The sequence below is a fragment of the Achromobacter mucicolens genome, from assembly GCF_029866465.1.
GTDB classification, from domain to species: Bacteria; Pseudomonadota; Gammaproteobacteria; order Burkholderiales; family Burkholderiaceae_B; genus Achromobacter; species Achromobacter mucicolens.
Genome location: NZ_CP123364.1, coordinates 1315613 through 1336671 on the forward strand (window position 1 = coordinate 1315613; position 21059 = coordinate 1336671).

21 protein-coding genes are annotated in these 21059 nt (G+C 66.1%); 11 read left to right on the top strand and 10 right to left on the bottom strand.

What is annotated here, in order from left to right; all coding sequences use genetic code 11:
* The first annotated feature begins 103 nt into the window (after window positions 1-103).
* The 10 genes from rpoE (at window position 104) to QEP15_RS05995 (ending at window position 9986) form a co-directional block, all read left to right on the top strand.
* A complete protein-coding gene (gene rpoE, locus QEP15_RS05950; protein ID WP_008161984.1) occupies window positions 104-703 on the top strand; it encodes an RNA polymerase sigma factor RpoE in 600 nt (199 codons plus the stop codon).
* Window positions 704-715: 12 nt separating this feature from the next.
* Window positions 716-1228: a sigma-E factor negative regulatory protein gene (locus QEP15_RS05955; RefSeq protein WP_056321916.1), complete on the top strand. Its 513-nt coding sequence runs from the start codon at window positions 716-718 to the stop codon at window positions 1226-1228.
* The gene (locus QEP15_RS05960) at window positions 1228-2316 is read left to right on the top strand and encodes a MucB/RseB C-terminal domain-containing protein (protein WP_280148557.1); all 1089 of its coding nucleotides are present in this window, start codon (window positions 1228-1230) and stop codon (window positions 2314-2316) included. The genes QEP15_RS05955 and QEP15_RS05960 overlap by 1 nt, the downstream gene beginning before the upstream one ends.
* Before the next feature lie 38 nt (window positions 2317-2354).
* A complete protein-coding gene (locus tag QEP15_RS05965; RefSeq protein ID WP_175156285.1) occupies window positions 2355-3836 on the top strand; it encodes a DegQ family serine endoprotease in 1482 nt (493 codons plus the stop codon).
* Between the two features lie 291 nt (window positions 3837-4127).
* Window positions 4128-5921 (top strand): translation elongation factor 4, encoded by a 1794-nt coding sequence (lepA, locus tag QEP15_RS05970; RefSeq protein WP_062840561.1) that lies wholly within the window; start codon window positions 4128-4130, stop codon window positions 5919-5921.
* A 22-nt stretch (window positions 5922-5943) separates the two neighbouring features.
* Window positions 5944-6831, top strand: coding sequence for a signal peptidase I (gene lepB, locus QEP15_RS05975; RefSeq protein WP_056321926.1), 888 nt, complete (start codon window positions 5944-5946; stop codon window positions 6829-6831).
* Window positions 6832-6833: 2 nt separating this feature from the next.
* The gene (gene rnc / locus QEP15_RS05980; protein ID WP_056321930.1) at window positions 6834-7595 is read left to right on the top strand and encodes a ribonuclease III; all 762 of its coding nucleotides are present in this window, start codon (window positions 6834-6836) and stop codon (window positions 7593-7595) included.
* Window positions 7592-8482 carry a GTPase Era gene (era, locus tag QEP15_RS05985; protein ID WP_056321933.1) on the top strand — a complete coding sequence of 297 codons (891 nt, stop codon included), beginning with the start codon at window positions 7592-7594 and terminating at the stop codon, window positions 8480-8482. The genes rnc and era overlap by 4 nt, the downstream gene beginning before the upstream one ends.
* A complete protein-coding gene (recO, locus tag QEP15_RS05990) occupies window positions 8475-9062 on the top strand; it encodes a DNA repair protein RecO (protein ID WP_056321935.1) in 588 nt (195 codons plus the stop codon). Before era ends, recO begins: the two co-directional genes overlap by 8 nt.
* Window positions 9063-9077: 15 nt before the next feature.
* A complete protein-coding gene (locus QEP15_RS05995; protein ID WP_062840562.1) occupies window positions 9078-9986 on the top strand; it encodes a LysR family transcriptional regulator in 909 nt (302 codons plus the stop codon).
* 9 nt (window positions 9987-9995) lie between these two features.
* On the opposite strand, the gene QEP15_RS06000 is transcribed toward QEP15_RS05995, so the two are convergent.
* From QEP15_RS06000 to QEP15_RS06040, 9 genes are all read right to left on the bottom strand, one after another.
* On the bottom strand, window positions 9996-11096 hold the full coding sequence (locus tag QEP15_RS06000) for a pyridoxal-phosphate dependent enzyme (protein ID WP_152383702.1): 1101 nt from the start codon (window positions 11094-11096) through the stop codon (window positions 9996-9998).
* A gap of 3 nt (window positions 11097-11099) precedes the next feature.
* Window positions 11100-12080 (bottom strand): M14 family metallopeptidase, encoded by a 981-nt coding sequence (locus QEP15_RS06005; RefSeq protein WP_152383703.1) that lies wholly within the window; start codon window positions 12078-12080, stop codon window positions 11100-11102.
* Window positions 12081-12123: 43 nt separating this feature from the next.
* Window positions 12124-13080 carry a Bug family tripartite tricarboxylate transporter substrate binding protein gene (locus QEP15_RS06010; protein WP_152383704.1) on the bottom strand — a complete coding sequence of 319 codons (957 nt, stop codon included), beginning with the start codon at window positions 13078-13080 and terminating at the stop codon, window positions 12124-12126.
* 90 nt (window positions 13081-13170) lie between these two features.
* Window positions 13171-14460, bottom strand: coding sequence for an NTP/NDP exchange transporter (locus QEP15_RS06015; RefSeq protein ID WP_280148558.1), 1290 nt, complete (start codon window positions 14458-14460; stop codon window positions 13171-13173).
* A gap of 4 nt (window positions 14461-14464) precedes the next feature.
* Window positions 14465-15382 carry an aldo/keto reductase gene (locus QEP15_RS06020; RefSeq protein WP_280148559.1) on the bottom strand — a complete coding sequence of 306 codons (918 nt, stop codon included), beginning with the start codon at window positions 15380-15382 and terminating at the stop codon, window positions 14465-14467.
* Window positions 15383-15481: 99 nt separating this feature from the next.
* The gene (locus QEP15_RS06025; protein ID WP_056321955.1) at window positions 15482-16192 is read right to left on the bottom strand and encodes a Bax inhibitor-1/YccA family protein; all 711 of its coding nucleotides are present in this window, start codon (window positions 16190-16192) and stop codon (window positions 15482-15484) included.
* An 85-nt stretch (window positions 16193-16277) separates the two neighbouring features.
* Window positions 16278-16691: a hypothetical protein gene (locus tag QEP15_RS06030; RefSeq protein WP_152383707.1), complete on the bottom strand. Its 414-nt coding sequence runs from the start codon at window positions 16689-16691 to the stop codon at window positions 16278-16280.
* A gap of 54 nt (window positions 16692-16745) precedes the next feature.
* Window positions 16746-17207: a DNA polymerase III subunit chi gene (locus tag QEP15_RS06035; RefSeq protein ID WP_056321960.1), complete on the bottom strand. Its 462-nt coding sequence runs from the start codon at window positions 17205-17207 to the stop codon at window positions 16746-16748.
* A 22-nt stretch (window positions 17208-17229) separates the two neighbouring features.
* The gene (locus QEP15_RS06040; protein ID WP_280148560.1) at window positions 17230-18738 is read right to left on the bottom strand and encodes a leucyl aminopeptidase; all 1509 of its coding nucleotides are present in this window, start codon (window positions 18736-18738) and stop codon (window positions 17230-17232) included.
* A 57-nt stretch (window positions 18739-18795) separates the two neighbouring features.
* Between QEP15_RS06040 and lptF the strand changes: the two genes are divergently transcribed.
* Complete coding sequence (gene lptF / locus QEP15_RS06045) at window positions 18796-19899, top strand: LPS export ABC transporter permease LptF (protein ID WP_056321967.1); 1104 nt, start codon at window positions 18796-18798, stop codon at window positions 19897-19899.
* A 28-nt stretch (window positions 19900-19927) separates the two neighbouring features.
* Here lptF and QEP15_RS06050 read toward each other — a convergent pair whose 3' ends face one another.
* A complete protein-coding gene (locus tag QEP15_RS06050) occupies window positions 19928-20848 on the bottom strand; it encodes a LysR family transcriptional regulator (RefSeq protein ID WP_062840568.1) in 921 nt (306 codons plus the stop codon).
* Window positions 20849-21059 lie beyond the last annotated feature (211 nt).

The window sequence follows — 21059 nt, forward strand, 5'->3', positions numbered from 1 at the left end:
CCGTCTGGAAGCACACGTTGCGACCCGAATCCTGGCGCCGTCTGCGCCTCGTCGCGGCCACGGCGCGGCAGGCACAACCTGCGCGTCGTTTGCGGGAGGCCTCATGAGCGAACGCGAAGTCGACGCAGAGCTCGTAGCGCGCGTGCAGCGGGGCGACAAGAAGGCCTTCGATCTCCTGGTGCTGAAATACCAGCGCAAGATCCTCCGCCTGCTCGCCCGCATGATCCGCGATCCGGCCGAAATCGAGGATGTGGCGCAGGAAGCCTTCATCAAGGCCTACCGCGCCTTGCCCCAATTCCGTGGCGAAAGCGCCTTCTACACCTGGCTTTACCGCATCGCCATCAACACCGCGCGCAACTGGCTTGCCTCGCAGGGACGCCGCCCCAGCGCACCCAATGCGATTGAAACGGAAGACGGTGAAACTTTTAACGAAACCGACAACCTAACGGATATAAGCACGCCGGAATCCATGGTTGCCAGCCGCGAAATCGCCGAGACGGTGAACGCGGCCATTGAGGAATTGCCTGAAGAATTGCGCACCGCAATTGTCCTGCGTGAAATCGAAGGTATGAGTTACGAAGACATCGCCCAGAGCATGGACTGCCCGATCGGTACGGTGCGCTCCCGCATTTTTCGTGCGCGTGAAGCCATTGCCACCAAGTTGCGTCCACTGCTCGACACCGATGTCGAGCGTCGCTGGTAAGGAGTGGCAGTCATGCAAATAGCAGCCAAATCCGTTGAAATCACCGAGTCTTCCTGGGAAGAATCGGTTTCCGCCTGGATGGACGGAGAGGATTCCGACGATATTCTTCCCAGTCTGTTGTCCAAAGAGGGACGTCAGACTTGGGACACCTATCATCTGATTGGTGATTCCCTGCGCAACGCCGATCTGGCGCTGACGCCCAGCGCGGCCTTTTCGGCCCGGCTGGCGCGCGCGTTGGATGCGGAATTGCCCATCGTAGCGGCGCCTCGGCGCCGCTCTCCTTTGCGCATGGGCCTGTCGGGCCTGGCCGTCGCCGCCGCCGTGGCCACGGTCGCATGGGTGGCGCAGCCGTACGTCACCGGCTCGCCTTCGACGGACGTCCGCGTGCTGGCCGACGCCAGTTCGTCGGGTTCGGCCTCGGCGTCCGACGACTCGGGCCTGCGTGATTACCTGGAGGCCCATCGCCAGATGGCCGGCCCCAGCGCGGTCCGCCAGGTGTCGTTCGATGGCGGAGCGGGACGCTGATGGCGCTTGTGCTTGCATCACGCTGGCCCGTATTGGGACGCGCTGCCTCGTGGCACGCTCACCGCGCCGGCTGGTTCGCCGCCACGCTCCTGACTGCTTTCCTTGCCGCGCACGGTCCCGCGGCCGCCGCCGGCGCCACGCCGGCCGGCCAGACCGAGGACGTGGTGCAACTGCTCACGCGCATCCAGCAGGCGGCCCGCAAGCAGGATTACGCCGGCGTCTTCATGTATCAGCAGGGCGATGTGATCCAGTCCTCGCGCCTGGTGCATGTCCTTGACGGCACTGGTGAGCGCGAACGCCTCGAGATTCTTGACGGCCAGCCGCGCGAATACCTGCGTCACAACGACGATGTGCAGTGCCTGATCCCCGAGCGCAAGACGGTGCTGATCGAGCGTCGCCGCGGTGATCGCTTTCCCGGCCTGCTGCTGGGCGACGCCGCCAATCTGTCCGAACACTACATGATCCGCACCGAACCCACGCCGCATCGCGTCGCGGGCCGCGAATGCCGGCTCATCACGATCGAACCCCTGGACAAGCTGCGCTATGGCTATCGCCTGTGCGCGGACGTCGAAACCAATCTGCTGCTGAAGGCCCAGACGCTGAACGCCGCGCGCGGCGTGGTCGAGCAGGTGTCGTTCACTTCGCTGCGATTGGGTTCCGAAGTGGATCCGCAGTCGCTGTCCTCGCGCTGGAACACGCGTGACTGGAAGGTGCTCGAGGCCAACATGAAGCCCGTGGACCTTGCGGCCCAGGGGTGGCGCATTCCGGCGCCCGATGGCTTCAAGACGATCATGCAGGTGTCGCGCGCCATGAAGCGCGGATCGCCCGTCAGCCAGATGGTACTGTCCGACGGCCTGGCGGCGATTTCGGTCTTCATCGAGCCCTACGACAGCCAGCGCAATCACCAGCCGTTGCATGGCGCGTCGCAGCGCGGCGCGATCAACGTCTATGGCGCGCGCATCGCGGACTTCTGGTTGACGGCGGTTGGCGAAGTGCCCGCCGCCACGCTGGAACAACTTGCGCAAGCCACTGAGTACGTGCCGCCCGCACCCGCGGCAGCCGCACCCGCGGAGGGCGGGGCCAAATGATTCCCGCCGTTCCGCAAGCAGCAATTTCGGAGTGACATATGAAAGCAATGACGGTCTCGAACGCTTTTTTCCGGCGCTTTCTGGCGGCTGTCGCGGCGGGGACGTTGCTGTCCACCGCCTATGTGCCCGTGACGGTGGCGCAGACGACGGCGCCCGCCGCGGTCGGTTTGCCCGATTTCACGGCTATCGTTGAAAAGGCCGATCCGGCCGTCGTCAACATCCGCACCACGGCCACCGTGCCCGTGCGCGGGGGCAATGGTCCCGGCGGCAGCGATCCCTACGAACTGTTCCGCTGGTTCTTCGGCCCCGAATTCCAGCCGCCCGGCCAATCGCCCAATCCGCGCCAGCGTCCGCAGCCGACGCCGCCTGAAGAGCGCACCGTGCCGCGCGGCGTGGGGTCGGGCTTCTTCATCTCAGCCGACGGCTATATCCTGACCAACAACCACGTCGTGGTCGACGCGACGGACATCTATGTCACGCTGACCGACGGACGCGAGTTCAAGGCCAAGGTCATCGGTACGGACGAGCGCACGGACGTGGCGCTCATCAAGATCGAAGCCAAGGACATGACGCCGCTGGTCATCGGCAACCCGAAGACGCTGAAGAAGGGTCAGTGGGTGCTGGCCATCGGCTCGCCGTTCGGCCTGGACTCCACCGTGACCTCCGGCATCGTCAGCGCCATCGGCCGCGATACCGGCGAATACCTGCCGTTCATCCAGACCGACGTTGCGGTCAATCCCGGCAATTCGGGCGGGCCGCTCATCAACCTGGACGGCGAGGTCGTGGGCATCAACTCCCAGATCATCTCGCGCAGCGGCGGCTTCATGGGCATTTCGCTGGCCATTCCGATCGACGAAGCCATGCGCGTCGTGGAGCAACTTCGCACGACGGGCAAGGTCACGCGCGGCCGCGTTGGCGTGCAGATCGGCGAAGTCGGCAAGGATGTGGCCGAGGCCATCGGCCTGCCCAAGGCGGAAGGCGCGCTGGTCAGCAGCGTCGAAGCCGAGGGTCCTGCCGAACAGGCGGGCGTGCAGCCGGGCGACGTGATCCTGAAGTTCAACAAGGAACCCATCAAGCGTTGGTCCGATCTGCCGCGCATCGTCGGTGAGACCAAGCCGGGCACGCGCGCCGACATGGAAATCTGGCGCAAGGGCAAGAGCATGACGCTGTCGGTCAAGGTCGGTGAGATCCCGGCCGAGAAGGCGGCAGGCGCCGGCAAGAAGCCCGCGCCCGAGCCCGAAGTGACGAACGCGCTGGGCCTTAGCGTCATCGACGTGCCGGCCGATGTCCAGAAGAAGCTGCGCATCAAGGGCGGCGTCCAGGTGAAGGTTGCCGATGGCGCGGCCGGGAAGGCGGGCCTGCAGGAAGGCGACATCGTGTTGGCCCTGAACGACACCGACGTGACCGGCGCCAAGCAGTTCGGCGAGCTGGTCGCCAAGCTGGACAAGAGCCGCGCGACGGGTCTGCTGGTGCGCCGCGGCGACCAGACGCAGTGGGTGGCGGTACCTGCTGGCAAGTGATGTGACGGCCCTGCCGGCCGGTGCCCTCGGGCGCCAGGTCCGGCCGGCGGCTCGGCCGGACACCGGCGGGCGCTGGCATCTCAGGGCGCTTTTTGTCCCGGGGCGCAGCCGTGACAAATAAAATGGCTCAAGACCGGCTAAAATGGCTGGTTGCCGCAAGAGGGGGCGCCAGGCGCCCCCTCAGTTTTGTCCGGGCCCAGCCCGTCAGCGCCTCACACCTCGGCCGTGCACACTCCGGCGGCGGTGTCTCCCGGCAATATGCCGTCTGTTCCGTCCCTTATAAATTCAAGCATGCAGCATATCCGCAACTTTTCCATCATTGCCCACATCGATCATGGCAAGTCGACCCTGGCTGATCGCCTGATCCAGCGCTGCGGCGGACTGGCGGATCGCGAGATGTCGGCGCAGGTTCTCGATTCCATGGAAATCGAGCGCGAGCGCGGCATCACCATCAAGGCCCAGACGGCTGCCCTGCATTACAAGGCGCAGGACGGCAAGATCTACAACCTGAACCTGATCGACACCCCGGGGCACGTGGACTTCTCGTACGAAGTCAGCCGTTCCCTGTCCGCCTGCGAAGGCGCGCTGCTGGTGGTGGACGCGTCGCAGGGCGTGGAAGCGCAGACCGTGGCCAACTGCTACACCGCGATCGAGTTGGGCGTGGAAGTCGTGCCGGTTCTGAACAAGATGGACCTGCCGCAGGCCGATCCCGAAGGCGCGCGCCAGGAAGTCGAGGACGTGATCGGCATTGACGCCTCGGACGCGGTGCTGGCCAGCGCCAAGACCGGCATGGGCATCGACGAGATCCTGGAAACCATCGTTGCCCGCGTTCCCGCGCCCAAAGGCGATCCCGACGCGCCGCTGCAGGCGCTGATCATCGATTCGTGGTTCGACAACTACGTCGGCGTGGTCATGCTGGTGCGCATCATCAACGGCGTGCTCAAGCCCAAGGACAAGATCCTGCTGATGGCGTCCGGCGCCACCCACCTGTGCGAGCAGACGGGCGTGTTCACGCCCAAGTCGCAGCAGCGTCCGCATCTGTCGGCGGGCGAGGTGGGCTTCATCATCGCCGGCATCAAGCAACTGGAAGACGCCAAGGTCGGCGATACGGTGACGCTGGCCAACAAGCCGGCCGCCAACCCGCTGCCGGGCTTCAAGGAAGTCAAGCCGCAGGTGTTCGCCGGCCTGTATCCGGTGGAGAGCTCCGAATACGACCAGCTGCGCGATTCGCTCGAAAAGCTCAAGCTCAACGACGCCGCGCTGATGTTCGAGCCCGAGGTGTCGCAAGCGCTGGGCTTCGGGTTCCGCTGCGGCTTCCTGGGCCTCTTGCACATGGAAATCGTGCAGGAGCGCCTGGAGCGCGAATTCGACATGGACATCATCACCACCGCGCCGTCGGTGGTGTACGAGGTCGAGCAGCGCGACGGGTCCGTGATCACCGTGGAAAGCCCCTCGCGCATGCCCGAGATCGGCAAGATCCAGGACATTCGCGAACCCATCGTGAAGGTCACGCTGTTCATGCCGCAGGACTATGTGGGCCCCGTCATGACGCTGTGCAACAACAAGCGCGGCGTGCAGGTCAACATGAGCTACCACGGCCGCCAGGTCCATCTGGTCTATGAGATCCCGCTGGCCGAAATCGTGCTCGACTTCTTCGACAAGCTGAAGTCGGTGTCGCGCGGTTATGCGTCGATGGACTACGAATTCCTGGAGTACCGCTCCGCGGACGTGGTGCGTGTCGACCTGCTGATCAACAACGACCGCGTCGATGCGCTGGCCGTCATCGTCCACCGCAGCAATGCGCGCCACCGCGCGCGCGATGTGGTGACGCGCATGCGCGGCCTGATCCCGCGCCAGATGTTCGACGTGGTCATCCAGGCGGCCATCGGCGCGGAAATCATTGCGCGCGAGAACGTGAAGGCGCTGCGCAAGAATGTGCTGGCCAAGTGCTACGGCGGCGATATCTCGCGCAAGAAGAAGCTGCTTGAAAAGCAGAAGGCGGGCAAGAAGCGCATGAAGCAGGTGGGCAGCGTGGAAATTCCGCAGGAGGCGTTCCTTGCCATCCTGCAAGTGGAAGACAAATAGAACCCCAGAAGGCGATTAGCTGATGAGTTGGAACTTTGCCCTGATCCTTTTTATTCTGCTGGTGGTTACCGGCGTCATCTGGGCGCTCGATCTGGCCGTGCTGCGCAAGGGGCGAGAGCGCCGGGCGCAGGCCGCGATGGCGCAGTACGACACGGCGTTGGTGGGCGACGCGCAAGAGGCCGAGCGTCTGCGGCGCGAAGCTGGCGACGCTGCCCGGCGCGTGCCCTGGTGGGTCGAGTACGCGGTCAGCTTTTTCCCCGTCATTCTGTTCGTGTTCATGCTGCGCTCGTTTGTCGTCGAGCCGTTTCGCATTCCGTCCGGATCGATGCTGCCCACGCTGCAATCGGGCGATCTGATTCTGGTGAACAAATTCAGCTATGGCCTTCGCCTGCCGGTGATCGACAAGAAGGTCATCCCCATCGGCTCGCCGCAGCGCGGCGACGTGTTCGTGTTCCGGTATCCGGTGGATCCGGACGTCGATTACATCAAGCGCGTGGTGGGCTTGCCGGGCGACGAGGTCGCATACATCGACAAGAAGCTGTATGTCAATGGCGAACTGGTGCCGCATGTGCGCGATGGCGACTATTTCGAGCCGGATCGTGTGTCTTATATCGCGCAATATAAAGAGAAGTTGGGCGACGTTGAGCACAAGATTCTGCTAGATGAGAACGTTCCGCAGCGCTATACCCCGCAGGAGTGGCGTTTTCCCTACCGCGAAAACTGCCAATACAGCCACAATGGGGTACGCTGCAAAGTACCCGAAGGGAATTATTTCGCCATGGGCGATAATCGGGACAACAGCGCGGACAGCCGGTATTGGGGGTTTGTCCCGGAAGCCAACATCGTCGGCCGCGCTTTCTTCATCTGGATGAACTTCAGCGATCTGAGCCGCATCGGCCGATTCAACTGATTATGTCGCTAGCCACGCTAGAAAACCGCCTGGATCACCACTTCGGTGATCCAGCCTTGCTTGAACAGGCGCTGACGCACCGCAGCCACGGGGCGCGCCATAACGAGCGATTGGAATTCCTTGGGGATTCCGTGCTGAACTTCGTCGTGGCGGCGATGCTGTTCGAACGCTACTCGAAGATCGACGAGGGCGATCTGTCGCGCCTGCGCGCCAACCTGGTCAAACAGGCATCGCTGGCCGACATCGCCCAGCGGCTGGAGCTGTCCCAGTACCTGCGCCTGGGCGAGGGCGAGCTCAAGAGCGGCGGATTCCGCCGGCCTTCCATCCTGGCCGACACGGTCGAGGCCATCTTCGGCGCCGTCTTCCTGGACGCGGGCTTTGACGCGGCGCGACGCGTGATCGTGCGCCAATACCAGCCGGTGCTGGCGTCGGTGGACCCCAAGACGCTTGGCAAGGATGCCAAGACCTTGCTCCAGGAATTTCTGCAGGGCCGCAAGATGGCCCTGCCGCTGTATACGGTGGTGGCCACGCACGGCGCGGCCCACAGCCAGCAGTTCGAAGTCGAATGCGCCATTCCGGCGCTCGATATCAAGGTGATGGCGCCTGGCGCCAGCCGTCGCGCCGCCGAGCAATCCGCGGCCAAGCTGGCGCTCGAGGCCGCGCTGGCCGTCAGCCCGGCCGCCAAGGCTGCCCGCAAATCGGGCAAGGCGCGCAAAACCGCGCAATTGTCGCTGCCCGTGGCAGTGGCTCAAGAGACTAAATGAGCGATACCCCTTTTCGTACTGGCTTCGTTGCCATCGTTGGCCGCCCCAATGTGGGCAAATCCACGCTGACGAACGCCCTGATCGGTTCCAAGATCTCCATCGTCTCGCGCAAGGCGCAGACCACCCGCCACCGCATCCACGGTGTGCTCACGCGCGAGCACGAACAGTTCGTGTTCGTCGATACCCCGGGTTTCCAGACGCGCCACGGCGGGGCCATGAACCGCATGATGAACCGCGTCGTGACGCAGGCGCTGGCCGACGTCGACGTGGTGGTGCATGTGGTGGAAGCCGGCAAGTGGTCGGAGGGCGACGCCAAGCTGCTGCCGCTCCTGCCCAATCCCGAGCGCACGATTCTCGTGGTGTCCAAGATCGACGCCCTGAAGAACCGCGACGACCTGTTCGCGTTCGTCTCCAAGATCATGGCGCAGCATCCGTTCGGCGCGGTGGTGCCTGTCAGCGCCACCAAGAACCAGCAACTGGATCAACTGCTCGACGAAATCGCGTCGCGCCTGCCGGAAGGCGAGCCGATGTTCGAGGAAGATACGCTCACCGATCGTCCCATGCGCTTCATCGCGGCCGAACTCGTGCGCGAGAAGATCTTCCGCCTGGTGGGCGACGAACTGCCGTATGGCTGCACGGTCGTCATCGAGCAATGGGAAGAGACCGCCAAGGGCGCCACCATCAATGCCTGTGTCGTCGTTGAACGCGACAGCCACAAGCCGATCCTGCTGGGCACCGGCGGCATGCACATGAAGCGGATCGCCACGGAGGCGCGGCAGGACATCGCCAAGCTGCTGGACAAGCCCGTGCATCTGGAGGTCTACATCAAGGTGCGCAAGGGCTGGTCTGACCGCGAGGGTGCGCTGCGCGATCTGGGTTATGAGTAGACGGGCGCCACGCGTCCAGGATCGCCCGGGGTTCATGCTCCACGCCACGGCGTGGCGCGAAACCTCTCTGATTGTTCAGACCTTCTCTCGCGATCACGGCTGCGTGGCCATGGTCGCGAAGGGCGCCAAGCGCCCTTATTCCGTTTTGCGCCCCGTCCTGTCAGCCTTTCAGCCGCTGCTGCTGTCATGGACCGGCAACGGCGAGGTCAAGACGCTGACCCGCGCCGAGATCGCCGGCATCCGGCCGCTGGCCGGCGCCGCGCTGATGTCGGCGTGGTACATGAACGAACTGCTGCTGCGCCTTCTGCCCCGCGAGGACGCCCACCCGCTGCTGTTCGATGCGTATGACATGGCGCTGCAGCAATTGTCCGCTGGCACCCGCGCGGCCGGTGCGCTGCGCCGCTTTGAGTGGACCCTGCTGCGCGAGACGGGCTACGGCGTGGACGAAGCGCCGCCCGATTTCGATGATCCGGTGATCGAGCCCGCGCTGCGCAGCGATCTGCGCGCGCGCCTGGCCGAAATTCTGGCGGGCCGTCCGCTTTCCACGCGGCGCGTGCTGCTGGACCTCCAGCGCATCTGATTGCGGCCCGGCCTCATGACGTTCACGCTCAAGCAGGTCGAAACCTTCCGCACGGTCTACGAAACCGAAAGCGTTACCGCTGCCGCGCGGCGTCTGGACGTGTCGCCCGCAACCGTCAGCGCGACGCTGGCCGCGCTGGAAGCCAGCATCGAGCTGCGCCTTTTCGAGCGCGTGCGCCAGCGGATGCAACGCACGCCCGAGGCTACCCTCCTGTACGAAGAGATCCGCCGCCTGAATGTCGGACTGGAAAGCCTGGGACGCAAGATCCGGGCGATCCGCGGCGCCGCGCAGCCGCGGCTGCGGATCGGCTGCATCCACGCCTACAGCGGCGCCATCGTCACCGATGCCATCTCGCGCTTTCGCGTGCGCTACCCCGATACGCCGCTTTACTTGCAGATACGCGATTCCAACACCTTGCGCGACATGGTGGTGTCCGGTGAGCTGGATCTGGCGGCAGTGGCCGACGAGTCCGAACTGGAAGGGCTGCGCGGGCATCGTCTGGCAAGCTTGCGGGCGGTGGCGGTGTTTCCGGCCGGACACGCGCTGGCGCGGCTGGAGTCGGTGAATTTTTCGCAGTTGGCCGAAGTCGATGTGATTGCGCTGAACGCCGAGGACGGCTCGCGCAAGCGGCTGGATGCGCTGTTGCGCCAGGCCGGCCAAAGCTTGCGCGTCGCGATCGAGACGCCGTATTCCAGCACGGTCTGTCAGCTTGCGCTGGCGGGGCATGGCGTGGGCATCGCCAATCCGGCAACGGCGCTAGGCATGGAGGCTGCGGGACTCAGCTTCCGGCCGCTTCAAGCCCCCGTGCATTTCGAATGCCACATGATCGTGCATGGCAGCCGCCCCTTGTCCGAAGCCGGCAAGTTCTGGGCGACGTGCCTGCGCGCCGCCCTGGCCCCGCTGATCGATCGATTCGGCGTGTAGCGGTGGCGGTCAGCCCCGGCGCCCGTCCGAGGTCAGCATCAACACCACCGCCGACTCCGCGTCGAGCTTGCCGGCGCGCCTGAGCCGCGCCACGGCCGCCAGGGCGGCGGCCGACGATAATTCCGCACCCAGGCCCATGCGTTCAAGGCGCAGGCGCGCGTCGCCGGCTTGCGCATCGGATGTCTCCACCGGCATGCCGCCCGAGCGCGACAGCGCCTCCAGGGCCTGCAGCGTGCACGTGCCGCCCGCAATGGAGTATTGCTGTGTCGCGCTTTCCCACTGGCCCCGGGCATCGCCGGTCGTGAGTGCGCGTGACAGACGGGCGTAGGGTTCCACGGCGTGTAGCCGCGGCAGGCGCGTAATGCGGCCAGCCGCCAAGAGGTGCTGCCAGCCCAGGTAGATGCCCCACAGCAGGTCGCCGCGCGCCGTCGGCACGATGATGTCCGTGGGCACGCCGCAGTCGTCCAGGATCTCCTGGGCGATGGGCTTGTAGCCTTCAACGCCATAGGGGTGCGTGCCCACCGGCGGATTCAGGTAGTTCGTGCCCGCGAACGCGCCGTGGTTGCGGCACAGGTCGGCCACGTAGGGCCACCGGCCCAGGCTGTCTTCGAACGCCCGCAGCCGGGCGCCGAAGCGCTCCATGGCTTCGCGTTGCAGTGGCGGGCAGTTGCGGGTGATGGCGATGTCGGCCTCCAGGCCTGCCGCGGCGCAGTAGGCGGCCAGCGACACGCCCGCGTTGCCGCTGGAAGCCGCCGCCACGCGGGTGGCGCCAGCCAGCCGCGCGCGCGAGACCAGCTGCGCCGACATGCGGTCCTTGTGGCTGCCTGTGGGATTGGCGCTTTCGCACTTGAGCCACAACGCGCCCACGCCTTCTTCACGCGCCAGGTCGGGCGCGGCAAGGCAAGGCGTGCCGCCTTCGCCCAACGTCACGGGCGACAGCACGGGCAGGGGCATGACCTCGTCCACCGCGTGCGCGTCATACTGGCACTCCAGCGTGGCGGGGTGGCCGGCCGCCAGGCAAGCGGGACAGCCTTCGGGGTAGTCGCCTGCGGGCCAAAGGGTTGCGCAGCGGATGCAGCGCAGGCCGGTCAATCTGGGGTTCATCTGCATGAGTCAGTATCTTGTTGCAAGAGCGTCCAAGGGGAGGGCGGGGGCGACCTGCAGCAGGCAATCGCCGTCGTCGCTGCGCGCGATGGGTCGAAGGCACACCACCGTGCCGGCCTGCGGGCTGAGCAGGGCGCGCGGCGGGGCGTCGGGCCGTGCCGGTTCGATCAGGCGGCCGATGCGCTGGTGCGCGTCCACGGATTGTCCCAGTTCCACGGCGGGGACGAAGACGCCGGATTCACGTGACCGCAGCGTCGCGGCGGGCGTGTCGAGGTCGTAGAGGCGGACTTGCGCGGCGGAGGCGGGCGCCCGGCCATGCAGGAGCCCCAATTCGGCCAGGCAGCCCAGCAATCCGTCCCGGCAACGGTCCGCCAGTAACTGGCTGGTCTCTCGGCCGCCGCCGATCTCGGCAGACAGGCGCAGCACGCCGTGCCGGCTGGCTGCGGCGGGCATGGAACCGGCTTCGCCGCCGCGAAAGAACACGCAGTCGGGCAGCCCGAACGCGCGCGCGAGCGCGGGCAGGCGTTCGTCGTAGGGATCGTTGCCGTAGCGGGTGATGACCGACGACGGCAGGTAGCGCAGCGACGCGCCGCCGCTGTGCACGTCCACCAGGGCCTGTACGCGGGGCAGCAGCCGCGCTTCCAGGGCGGCTGCCACGCTTTCGGTATAGCCGCGCGCTGGTTCGCCGAGGAAGGCGCGGTTCAGGTTGCCGCCGTCAGACGGGGACAGCCGGGTGCCGGCAAGCGATGCTTCCGCGTTGACCGCGGGCAGCAGATAGACGGTGCCGCGCTGCAGGATGTCCGGCAACTGATGCCACAAATCCAGGATGGCGGCCTGGCCTTCCCATTCGTCGCCGTGCACGCCGGCGATCAGCGCGACGGCGGGTCCCGGGCCTGCCTCGATCCGCAGGACGGGGATCGTGATGCGACGGTATGCCGACGCGTTGGTGGCGGCGGCCACGGAAAAATCCTCGCGAGTTACGCTGGCCATGCGGGGGCTCCGGGGAAAGGTGTCGGACGCGCGGGGGCGCGGGTCAGTCCAGCGTGGCGGCCTTGATGATGCTTTCCCACTTGGGCAGCTCCTTTTTGATCTGGGCCTGAACATCCTGCGGCGTGCCGCCCAGGGGCTCCTGAGAGCGGCTGCGCAACTCCCGGCTCACGGCGTCGGAGCGCAGCGCCTGATTCAGCGCGGCGTTCAGCCGCGAGATCGCGGCGGGCGGCGTGCCTGCCGGGGCCACCAGCGCGCTCCACGCGGACTGCTCGTAATCCGGATAGCCCTGTTCGGCCACCGTTGGCACGTCGGGATTGGACGCGGCGCGCTTGCGGGTTGTGACGGCCAGCGCGCGCAGGCGCCCGTCCTTCAGATTGCCGATCAACGGCGGCAGGTTTTCCATCATGGAATCCACATGGCCGCCAAGCAGGTCCGAGAGCTGCGCGGCGGTGGCCTTGTACGGAATCTGGCGCACGGCGGCGCCGGTCTGGGCAATGAAGAGCTTGACGCCCACTTCGCTGGTCGTGCCCGGGTCCGCCGAGGTCATGGTCAGGCGGTCTGGCTGCGCGCGGCTGGCCTCGATGAAGCCTTTCAGGTCCCGATACGGCGAGGCGGCGTTCACGACGATCACGTTGGGCGTCTCGGCAACCAGGCCGATGGGTTTCAGGTCACGGTCCAGGTCGTACATCTGCTGCTTGAAGAGATAACGGTGCAGCACCAGCGTGCCGACGTGGGCATAGCCGATGGTGTAGCCGTCCGCGGGGGCCCGGACCACGGCTTGCGTGCCGATGCGGCCGCCGGCGCCCACGCGGTTTTCAACGACGACCGGCTGGCCAAGCAGGCGGCTCATTTCCTGGCCGATGAGACGGGCCGTGATGTCGGCATTGCCGCCCGCGGCAGCTGGCACGATCAGCGTGATGGCGCGTTCGGGGTAGTCGGCGTGCGCGTGAGGCGCGGCGAGGCAAAGCAACAGGGCGGCAAGGCAGGCAGAGCGTTTCATGACGATTCCCGAGGCGTTGAGGGCTGCGCCATTGTGCGACTGCACGACGCAGCTGCCGTTTGGTTGAATCACATGGTTGTTTGCCTAAATCTAATTACTGTCGCCGTTTCGCCGATCGGCCTGTTTGCCCAATCCATGGCCCACCGCAGCCGCGCACAGCGCCACGACCGCGCCCAACAGGGCGATCAGTGCCGCGCCGTAACCCAGCGTGTCGATGCCGGCCTTCACCCAGCCGCTGGCAGCGTCGCCGCCGCGATAGACCACGGTGTCGATGACGTTCTTCGTCTTGTACTTGTCCTCGGGCGTGACTGCCGTGAACAGCATCTCGCGCCCTGGCCGGATCAGCGCATACTCGCCGGCGCGGCGCAGGATCATGGCGGCTGCCAGCACGGCGAACACGGGCAAGGCGGCCAGCGCCAGAAAGGCGACCGCCACCGCCAGCGGGACGGCAGTCAGCAGGAACCGCAATCCCAGGCGGGCGGCCACGCGCCCGGTGATGAAGATCTGCGACAGCAGTGCGAGCGTCTGCACGGTGAAATCCAGCGCGCTGAAGACCCGGATGCGCTGAGCGGTGTCGGGGAACGCGTCGGCGACCAGCCGCGCCTGTTCCATGTAGAGAAAGGTGTTCAAGGTGGCCAGCAGCACGACCAGCAGGGAAATGCCCAAGAGGTAACGGGACTGGAAGATGCGCGACAGCCCGGCCAGGATGCCGCCTTCGATGGGACGCTGCATGTCTGCAAGGCCGACGTCGGGCCGGGATGCGGCGCGCCAGGCCAGCAGCCATTGCTTGAGCGGCAGCGTGGCGGTCAGCAGCAGGGCCGACAGCACCAGCAAGCCCGCCGGGCCCAGCACGCCCGCCAGCAGGGCGCCAAGCAGCGGGCCGCAAAGACCGCCCGCGCTGGCGCCCGCGGCGATCAGCGCGAACAGCCGCTTGGCCGATTCCATGCGGAACACGTCGGCCATGAGGCTCCAGGCGATGGAGACGACGAACAGGTTGAACACCGATAGCCAGACGTAGAACGCGCGCGCGGCCCAGACGCTGCCGGGTTGCAGGTGGAGCAGGGCGGCAAAGCCCACCATCGTCAGCGCGAAGATGGCGTAGACCCAGGTCACCAGCGTGGCACGCGGCACGCGGTTGGATATCCAGCCAAACAGCGGCACGACGGCCAGCGTGGCAAGGAAGGTGGCGGTGAACAGCCATTGCAACTGGTTCACGCCCGCCTGGATCCCCATCGTTTCCCGGATGGGGCGCAGCATGAAATAACCGCAGAAAAGGAAAAAGAAGAACGCGAAGCCGCACGCGGCAGGCGCGAGCTCGGTTTCCTGGATGCCCAGCGCCCGTGCGGCACGGGCACGCCAGGACAGAGGGGCGGCCGCCATCGCGTCAGGCGAGCAGTGCGGCGATGCGGTCGCGCAGGGCGGCGTCGGGCTGGCGGCCAAAGCCGGCGCGCGCGTTGTCCGCCATGTTGGCGGGCTTGGACGTGGCGGGGATGACGGCCGTGACGGCGGGATGGCCAATGATGAACTTCAGGAAGATCTGCGCCCAGGAGGTGCAATCGATCTCGGCGGCCAGCTTGGGCAGCGCCACGCCCTTGACCTGGCGGAACAGCGCGCCGTCTTCGAACGGCCGGTTGATCAATACCGCGACGCCGTTGGCCTGGCACGCGGGCAGCAGGCGTTTTTCGGCGCTGCGCGAGGCGATCGACAGGTTCACCTGCAGGAAATCGGGCTTTTCCTTTTCGACCAGCTCGGTCAGGTCGTCGTGCGCATGGTCCGTGTAATGCGTGATGCCGATATAGCGCGTCACGCCCTGCTGTTTCAGATCGCGCAGCAAGGCGAGCTGGTTGCGGGTGTCGATCAGGTTATGGACCTGGATCAGGTCCAGCTTGTCGCTGCGCAGCGCCTGTTGCGACTCCCGCACCTGGCGCATCGCGGATTCGTGGCCGCGCGTGCTGATTTTGGTCGCCAGGAACACGCGCTTGCGCAGGCCGCCTTCGCGGGCCAGGAGGGCGCCGGTGACGGCTTCGGCCTGGCCATAGCTGGGCGCCGTGTCGATCAGGTTGCCGCCCGCCTTCATGAGCGTTTCAAGCACCTGGGCCAGCGGCGCCATGGCCGCGGCGTCGCCGGGCGACACGTTGAACGTGTCCGCGGTGCCCAGTCCCACCACGGGCAGGGTCTCGCCCGACGACGGAATCGGGCGCTTTAGCATGGCCTGCCCCGGCGTGGCTGCCCATGCCGGCCACGCGGCCCCCATTAGGGCTGCGCTGGCGGTGGTCTGCAGGAAGCGGCGGCGGTCAGGCATGGCAAGGCTCCGGCTATTCAAGAGGAAAGGGGGCGGCCCAATGAAAAAGGGCCTACATGTGCATGCAGGCCCTTTCGGTGCTGGTCTGACGACGGCGCGTTACTCGCGGTTGCCGCCGAAGATGCCCAGCAGCATCAGCAGGTTCGAGAAGACGTTGTAGACGTCCAGGTAGATGGCCAGGGTGGCCGAGACGTAGTTGGTCTCGCCGCCGTTGACCACGCGCTGCAGGTCCACCAGCATGAACGCCGAGAAGATCACGATGGCGAGCACCGAGATGGTCAGCATCAGGGCCGGCAGTTGCAGGAAGATGTTGGCCAGTGCCGCCACCAGGATCACGACCGCGCCGATGAACAGGAATTTCTGCAGTCCCGACAGATCGCGCTTGATGGTCGTGGCCAGGGTGGCCATGGTGCCGAACACGATCGCGGTGCCGCCGAACGCCGTCATGACGAGCTGCGAACCGTTGCTCATGCCCATCACGAAGCCAAGCAGGCGCGAAAGCATGACGCCCATGAAGAACGTGAACGCCAGAAGCAGGACCACGCCCAGCGAGCTGTTCTTGTTCTTCTCGATGGCGAACATCAGGCCGAAGGCGCCGACCAGGAAGACGATGGCCGACAGGCCGGGGCTGGCGCCCATGACGCGGTTGATGCCGGTGTAGAGGCCGACGGCCGCGCCCAGGACCGTCGGGATCAGCGACAGGGCAAGGAGCCAGTACGTATTGCGCAGGACCTGGTTGCGAGCGACCTCGCCCGGCGCGCCGGCGACCGCGCCGGAACGGTTAAAAGGGGACGGACGATATTCGTTCATGGAGAACTCCTGTATACGGCAAGTATGGTGATTGCCTAGAAGGCTTAGATGCGAAGGATACCTTACAGTTCCCTGAAGAATCCAGTCAGCCTTGCCTGACCTCATTGAGCACACGGGAAACGATAGCAGGCAATTCCGCATCCATGCGTGCCTGTAATTGCGCCACGGCGTCGGCAAGCGCCTGTCGCATGACCTGTTCCACCTCGGCCTGCAAGCGGGCGGCGAGCACGGTGGCGTCCGGCAGGGCGCGTAGTGCGGGGGCGGCGGGCGGCGGCTGGCACGCGGTCGGCGCCGGGCTGGCGGCTGGCGCAGCAGGCCCGTCGTCGTCGGCCACATCCGTCAGCACGGGAAACGGGTCGTGCTCGTAAACCGGGCCGGCCTCGTCGGCCAGTTCGGTCAAGAGCGGCGCATCGGCGTCGTCGTCCGCCGGGTCGTGGAACGAGGGCTCGGCGCGATGAGTCAGGGTGGGGATGCCGGGGTCGGGTGTGCGAGCGGGCATGGAAACTCCCGAGATTCTGGTGGACGCGGCGCGCGGGCGCGCGTGGGGGACGGTTCAGCCGCCTTGGGCCTTGCGGCTCAGGTCGTGGCTTTGCGGTACATGACCGGCCGTCTGGTAGGTGCGCCAGCGCTGCCTTGCCGCCTGCTTGTCGTCCGGATCGTCCGAGACGATTTCAAGGAGGCGTTCGAAAGCGTCGAAGCCGGGCGGGCAATCGTCGTCCAGATTCAGCAGCCAGGGCTGCGGCTGATCGGGCTGCCCTGCCGCCTGCAAGGCCTGCAGCGGCTCTCCTGCGGTAAGCACCACCGGCGTTTCAGGGGCCAGGGGATCGTTTGCCAACACGTGCGGCACGAACGCCGTGTCGTCGAACGCCCACAGCATCCGGTCGAACGCCGCCAGGCGCGAACCGTCTTTACAGTACACCACCAGCCGCTGGCCTGCCAGGACGCGCTTGCGCACGACCTGGCAGGCCATGCGCAGGCGGTCGGGCGCGCCGAATGCGAAATCGATGCGCGTCATGGGGCTTTTGGCGTCAGTCGCTTCAAACCTGGTCCAGCAGGTATTGCATCAGGAGCGGCACCGGACGGCCGGTCGCGCCCTTGTCCTTGCCGCCGCGCCAGGCCGTGCCGGCGATGTCCAGGTGCGCCCAGGGGTAAGCCTTGGCAAAGCGGGACAGGAAGCAGGCCGCGGTGACGGCGCCGGCCGGCGGACCGCCGATGTTGGCCAGGTCGGCGAAATTGGACTTGAGCTGTTCCTGGTAGGCGTCGTCCATGGGCATGCGCCAGGCGGTGTCCAGCGCACGGCGGCCCGCCGACGCCAGGGCGTCAGCCAGCGCGTCGTCCTTGGAGAACAGGCCGGTATTGACGTTGCCCAGCGCGACGACGCAGGCGCCGGTCAGCGTGGCGATGTCGATCACGGCAGACGGCTTGAAGCGTTCGGCGTAGGTGAGGGCGTCGCACAGGACCAGGCGGCCCTCGGCGTCGGTGTTCAGGATCTCGATGGTGAGGCCAGCCATGCTGGTGACGACGTCGCCCGGCTTGTTGGCCTTGCCGCTGGGCAGGTTCTCGCAAGCGGGAATCAGGCCGACGACGTCCAGCGGCAGTTCCAGTTCGGCCAGGGCGCGGAACGAGCCCAGCACGCTGGCGGCGCCGCACATGTCGTACTTCATTTCGTCCATGGTGGCCGCGGGCTTGAGCGAGATGCCGCCGGCGTCGAACGTGATGCCCTTGCCGACCAGCACGATCGGGCCTTGCGCGGACTTGGCGCCCTTCTTGGCGGTCTTGGCGCCGGCGTGGCGCAGGACGATGAAGCGCAGCGCTTCCTCGGAGCCGCGGGCGACGGACAGGAACGAGCCCATGCCCAGCGCTTCGACCTGCTTGCGGTCCATGACCTCGACCTTCAGCGACTTGAATTCTCGCGCCAGGCGTTTGGCGGTGTCGCCGAGGTAGGTGGGGGTGCAGATGTTGCCCGGCAGGTTGCCCAGCGTGCGGGTCAGCTCCATGCCGTTGGCGATGGCGCTGCCTTCGCGCAGGCCTTTCTGGGCTTGCGTGGCATCGGCGCGCTCGACGACCTGCACGATCTTCTTGAGCTTGGGGCGCGCGTCGCGGTCGGGCTTGCCGAAGCTTGCGTCGTAGTAGTAGGCCGCGCCGCCGGCCGCGATCGCGGCGCTGCGGGCGCGCGTAATGACGTCGACGCCGGCGATGGGATTGGCGACCAGCGTGGACACGCCTTCGGTGAGTTGGGCCGAGACGCAGGCCGAGGCAAATGCCTGTTCGGCCGACGCGTGAGTGCGGGCCGAATATTCATCCTGCTTGCCCAGGCCAACCAGGACGACGCGCTGCGCGGAGACGCCCGGCAGCGTGCGCAGCGTCAGGGTCGAGCCGGCGCGGCCGCGGAATTCACTTTTGACCACCGCACGGACGGCGCCATTGGAAGCGCGGTCGATGATGTCGGCGGCGGGGCTCAACACGCCGTCCGCGTACACGCCGACGGCGAGGGCGGCGGTTTTGACCTGGTGCAGGGAAGCAGTGGTCTGTGTGCTAAATTCCATGAGGGTTTCCCGTGTGCGTCTGTGTATGATGCGGTCGATTATCCCGCATATTCTCCCATGTCTCTATTCAAACGCTCTGTCGTCAGCGAGATCACCAGTCACGCTGGCGTTGTCTTTTCCACGTTGCTCGTCGTGTGGCTCAGCGTGCTTCTCGTGCGCCTGCTCGGCGAGGCCGCGGGAGGCAACATCGGAGCGGACGTGGTGGTGGTGCTTGCCGCGCTCTCTACCATCACTGCGCTGCCGACCATTCTGGCGGTCTCGATCTTCATTGCCGTGCTGACCACGGTCACGCGCAACTACCGCGAATCCGAAATGGTGGTGTGGTTTGCCAGCGGCCTGTCGCTGGCCGACTGGCTCAAGCCGGTGCTGCGCGTGGCGGTGCCCGTCGCGATCGCCGTGGCGGGGCTGACGCTGGTGGCCTCGCCCTGGGCCTACCGCCAGATCGGCGAATACCACGAACGCTTCGAGCAGCGCTCGGACCTGTCCAAGGTCACGGCTGGCCAATTCGCCGAGTCCTCGGGCGGCAACCGCGTGTTCTTTGCCGAAGACCCGGTCAATCCCACCGACGAACTTGGCAATGTGTTCGCGCGCGAGATCGGTCCCGAATGGCTGAGCGTGCTGACCGCGAGCAGCGCGCATATCGAAACCCTGCCCAACGGCGACCGCTTTCTGGTGCTGGGCGAAGGGCATCGCTACGACCTGAAGCCTGGCACGCCCGAGCTGCGCCTTGTGCACTTCGAAAAATACGGTCTGCGCCTGGAAAGCAAGGGGGGCGGCGACCCGGTGGCCGAGGCCCGCGCGGCGGCAGAGCGATCCTCGAAGGCGCGCAGCACGCCGCAACTGATCGAGGACAACACCAACAGCAGCTGGTCGCAGGTGATGTGGCGGATTTCGCTGCCGCTTGCGGCGCTGAATCTTGCGCTGCTGGCCATTCCGCTTGGCGCGGTGAATCCGCGGCTGGGGCGTTCGGGCGACCTGCTCATCGCCGGTCTGGTCGGTCTGCTCTACATGAACCTGATCAACCTGTCGCGCGCCTGGATCTCCAACGGCAAGCTCAGTTTCGGTCTGGGGGTATGGGCCATCCACGGCGCCGTCGCGCTGTTGACCGTCTTCCTGCTGATGCGCCGCCTGCGCGTCAAGGCGCCCAAGAACAACACCTAGCAAGACAGGCGGTGTCAGGGCGCGCCTGTTAGGGCAGATATTTCATCGTCCCGCGCCGGCCTGCCAGCAGGTCGGCGTTTCTCAAGACCGATTTGCGGATGAACTCCCACAGCGCGGTCACGCGCTTGAGCTTGCGCAGGTCTTCATGGCAATACATCCAGAACGAGCGAGTGATGGCGATCTCGTCTTCCAGCACTGGCTTTAGCCGCGGATCCTGTGCCGCGATGAAGCACGGCAGGATGGCAAGCGACTGCCCCTGCAGCGCCGCGTGGTATTGGGCCACGACGCTCGTGCTGCGCAACACCACCTTGCTTGCCGGCAGCAGGTCTTCCAGATAGCGCAGGCGCTCGCTGAACAACAGCTCGTCCACATAGCCGATGAACGTGTGATCCGCCAGGTCTTCGCGGCGAGTGATGGGCGCATGGTTGGCCAGATAACCCGGCGTGCCGTACAGCCGCAACGTGTAGTCGCACAGCTTGCTGCACACGTACGGGCCGCGCTGCGGCCGTTCGATGGTGATGGCCAGGTCGGCTTCGCGCTTGGACAGGCTGACAAAGCGCGGCACGGGCAGGATGTCCAGCGTGATGTGCGGATAGCGCCGCTGGAAGTCGGCCGCGAGCGGCGTCAACACGTAGCTGCCGAAGCCTTCGGTGGCGCCGATGCGCAGGTGACCCGACAGCGCCTGTCCGATGCCGGACAGGTTTTCGCGCGCCGTGTGCACCACGCTTTCCATTTGCTCGGCGTGGACGAAGAGGCGCTGGCCGTCGTCCGTCAGTACGAACCCCGCGCTGCGCGACTTCTCGAATAGCAGCGTATCCAGCTCGGTTTCCAGCGCCCGAATCCGGCGCGACACGGTGGTGTGCTCCACGCCCAGCTTGCGCGCCGCGGCGCTGACGCGCTGGGTGCGGGCCACTTCCAGGAAATACCGCAGGCTGTCCCAATCAAGCAAGATCCGTCGCTCCAGGCCCCCGGCAGCACGTTGCGCCGGCGACATTTTTGTATGTGCATGAATGCACAAGGAATGTGCATTTCTGGTGTTGCTTGTTGATTTTCACACATCTACACTGGTTCGGCTGGCCTTGGGCTATGCCCTGGGACCGCAAGCCGCGAAGACGGCGCCACAACGCTACTACTCAGCGCATAAAAACTCAGGAGACAAA

Bases quoted from the DNA above. Each gene is read 5' to 3' on its own strand.
- recO (WP_056321935.1), top strand. From the start codon at position 8,475: ATGAGTAGACGGGCGCCACGCGTCCAGGATCGCCCGGGGTTCATGCTC.
- QEP15_RS06030 (WP_152383707.1), bottom strand. From the start codon at position 16,691: ATGCCCGCTCGCACACCCGACCCCGGCATCCCCACCCTGACTCATCGC.
- QEP15_RS06000 (WP_152383702.1), bottom strand. From the start codon at position 11,096: ATGCAGATGAACCCCAGATTGACCGGCCTGCGCTGCATCCGCTGCGCA.
- QEP15_RS05960 (WP_280148557.1), top strand. From the start codon at position 1,228: ATGGCGCTTGTGCTTGCATCACGCTGGCCCGTATTGGGACGCGCTGCC.
- rpoE (WP_008161984.1), top strand. From the start codon at position 104: ATGAGCGAACGCGAAGTCGACGCAGAGCTCGTAGCGCGCGTGCAGCGG.
- QEP15_RS06015 (WP_280148558.1), bottom strand. From the start codon at position 14,460: ATGGCGGCCGCCCCTCTGTCCTGGCGTGCCCGTGCCGCACGGGCGCTG.
- era (WP_056321933.1), top strand. From the start codon at position 7,592: ATGAGCGATACCCCTTTTCGTACTGGCTTCGTTGCCATCGTTGGCCGC.
- lptF (WP_056321967.1), top strand. From the start codon at position 18,796: ATGTCTCTATTCAAACGCTCTGTCGTCAGCGAGATCACCAGTCACGCT.
- QEP15_RS06035 (WP_056321960.1), bottom strand. From the start codon at position 17,207: ATGACGCGCATCGATTTCGCATTCGGCGCGCCCGACCGCCTGCGCATG.
- QEP15_RS06025 (WP_056321955.1), bottom strand. From the start codon at position 16,192: ATGAACGAATATCGTCCGTCCCCTTTTAACCGTTCCGGCGCGGTCGCC.
- QEP15_RS06010 (WP_152383704.1), bottom strand. From the start codon at position 13,080: ATGAAACGCTCTGCCTGCCTTGCCGCCCTGTTGCTTTGCCTCGCCGCG.
- lepB (WP_056321926.1), top strand. From the start codon at position 5,944: ATGAGTTGGAACTTTGCCCTGATCCTTTTTATTCTGCTGGTGGTTACC.
- rnc (WP_056321930.1), top strand. From the start codon at position 6,834: ATGTCGCTAGCCACGCTAGAAAACCGCCTGGATCACCACTTCGGTGAT.
- lepA (WP_062840561.1), top strand. From the start codon at position 4,128: ATGCAGCATATCCGCAACTTTTCCATCATTGCCCACATCGATCATGGC.
- QEP15_RS05955 (WP_056321916.1), top strand. From the start codon at position 716: ATGCAAATAGCAGCCAAATCCGTTGAAATCACCGAGTCTTCCTGGGAA.
- QEP15_RS06005 (WP_152383703.1), bottom strand. From the start codon at position 12,080: ATGGCCAGCGTAACTCGCGAGGATTTTTCCGTGGCCGCCGCCACCAAC.
- QEP15_RS05965 (WP_175156285.1), top strand. From the start codon at position 2,355: ATGAAAGCAATGACGGTCTCGAACGCTTTTTTCCGGCGCTTTCTGGCG.
- QEP15_RS06020 (WP_280148559.1), bottom strand. From the start codon at position 15,382: ATGCCTGACCGCCGCCGCTTCCTGCAGACCACCGCCAGCGCAGCCCTA.
- QEP15_RS05995 (WP_062840562.1), top strand. From the start codon at position 9,078: ATGACGTTCACGCTCAAGCAGGTCGAAACCTTCCGCACGGTCTACGAA.
- QEP15_RS06040 (WP_280148560.1), bottom strand. From the start codon at position 18,738: ATGGAATTTAGCACACAGACCACTGCTTCCCTGCACCAGGTCAAAACC.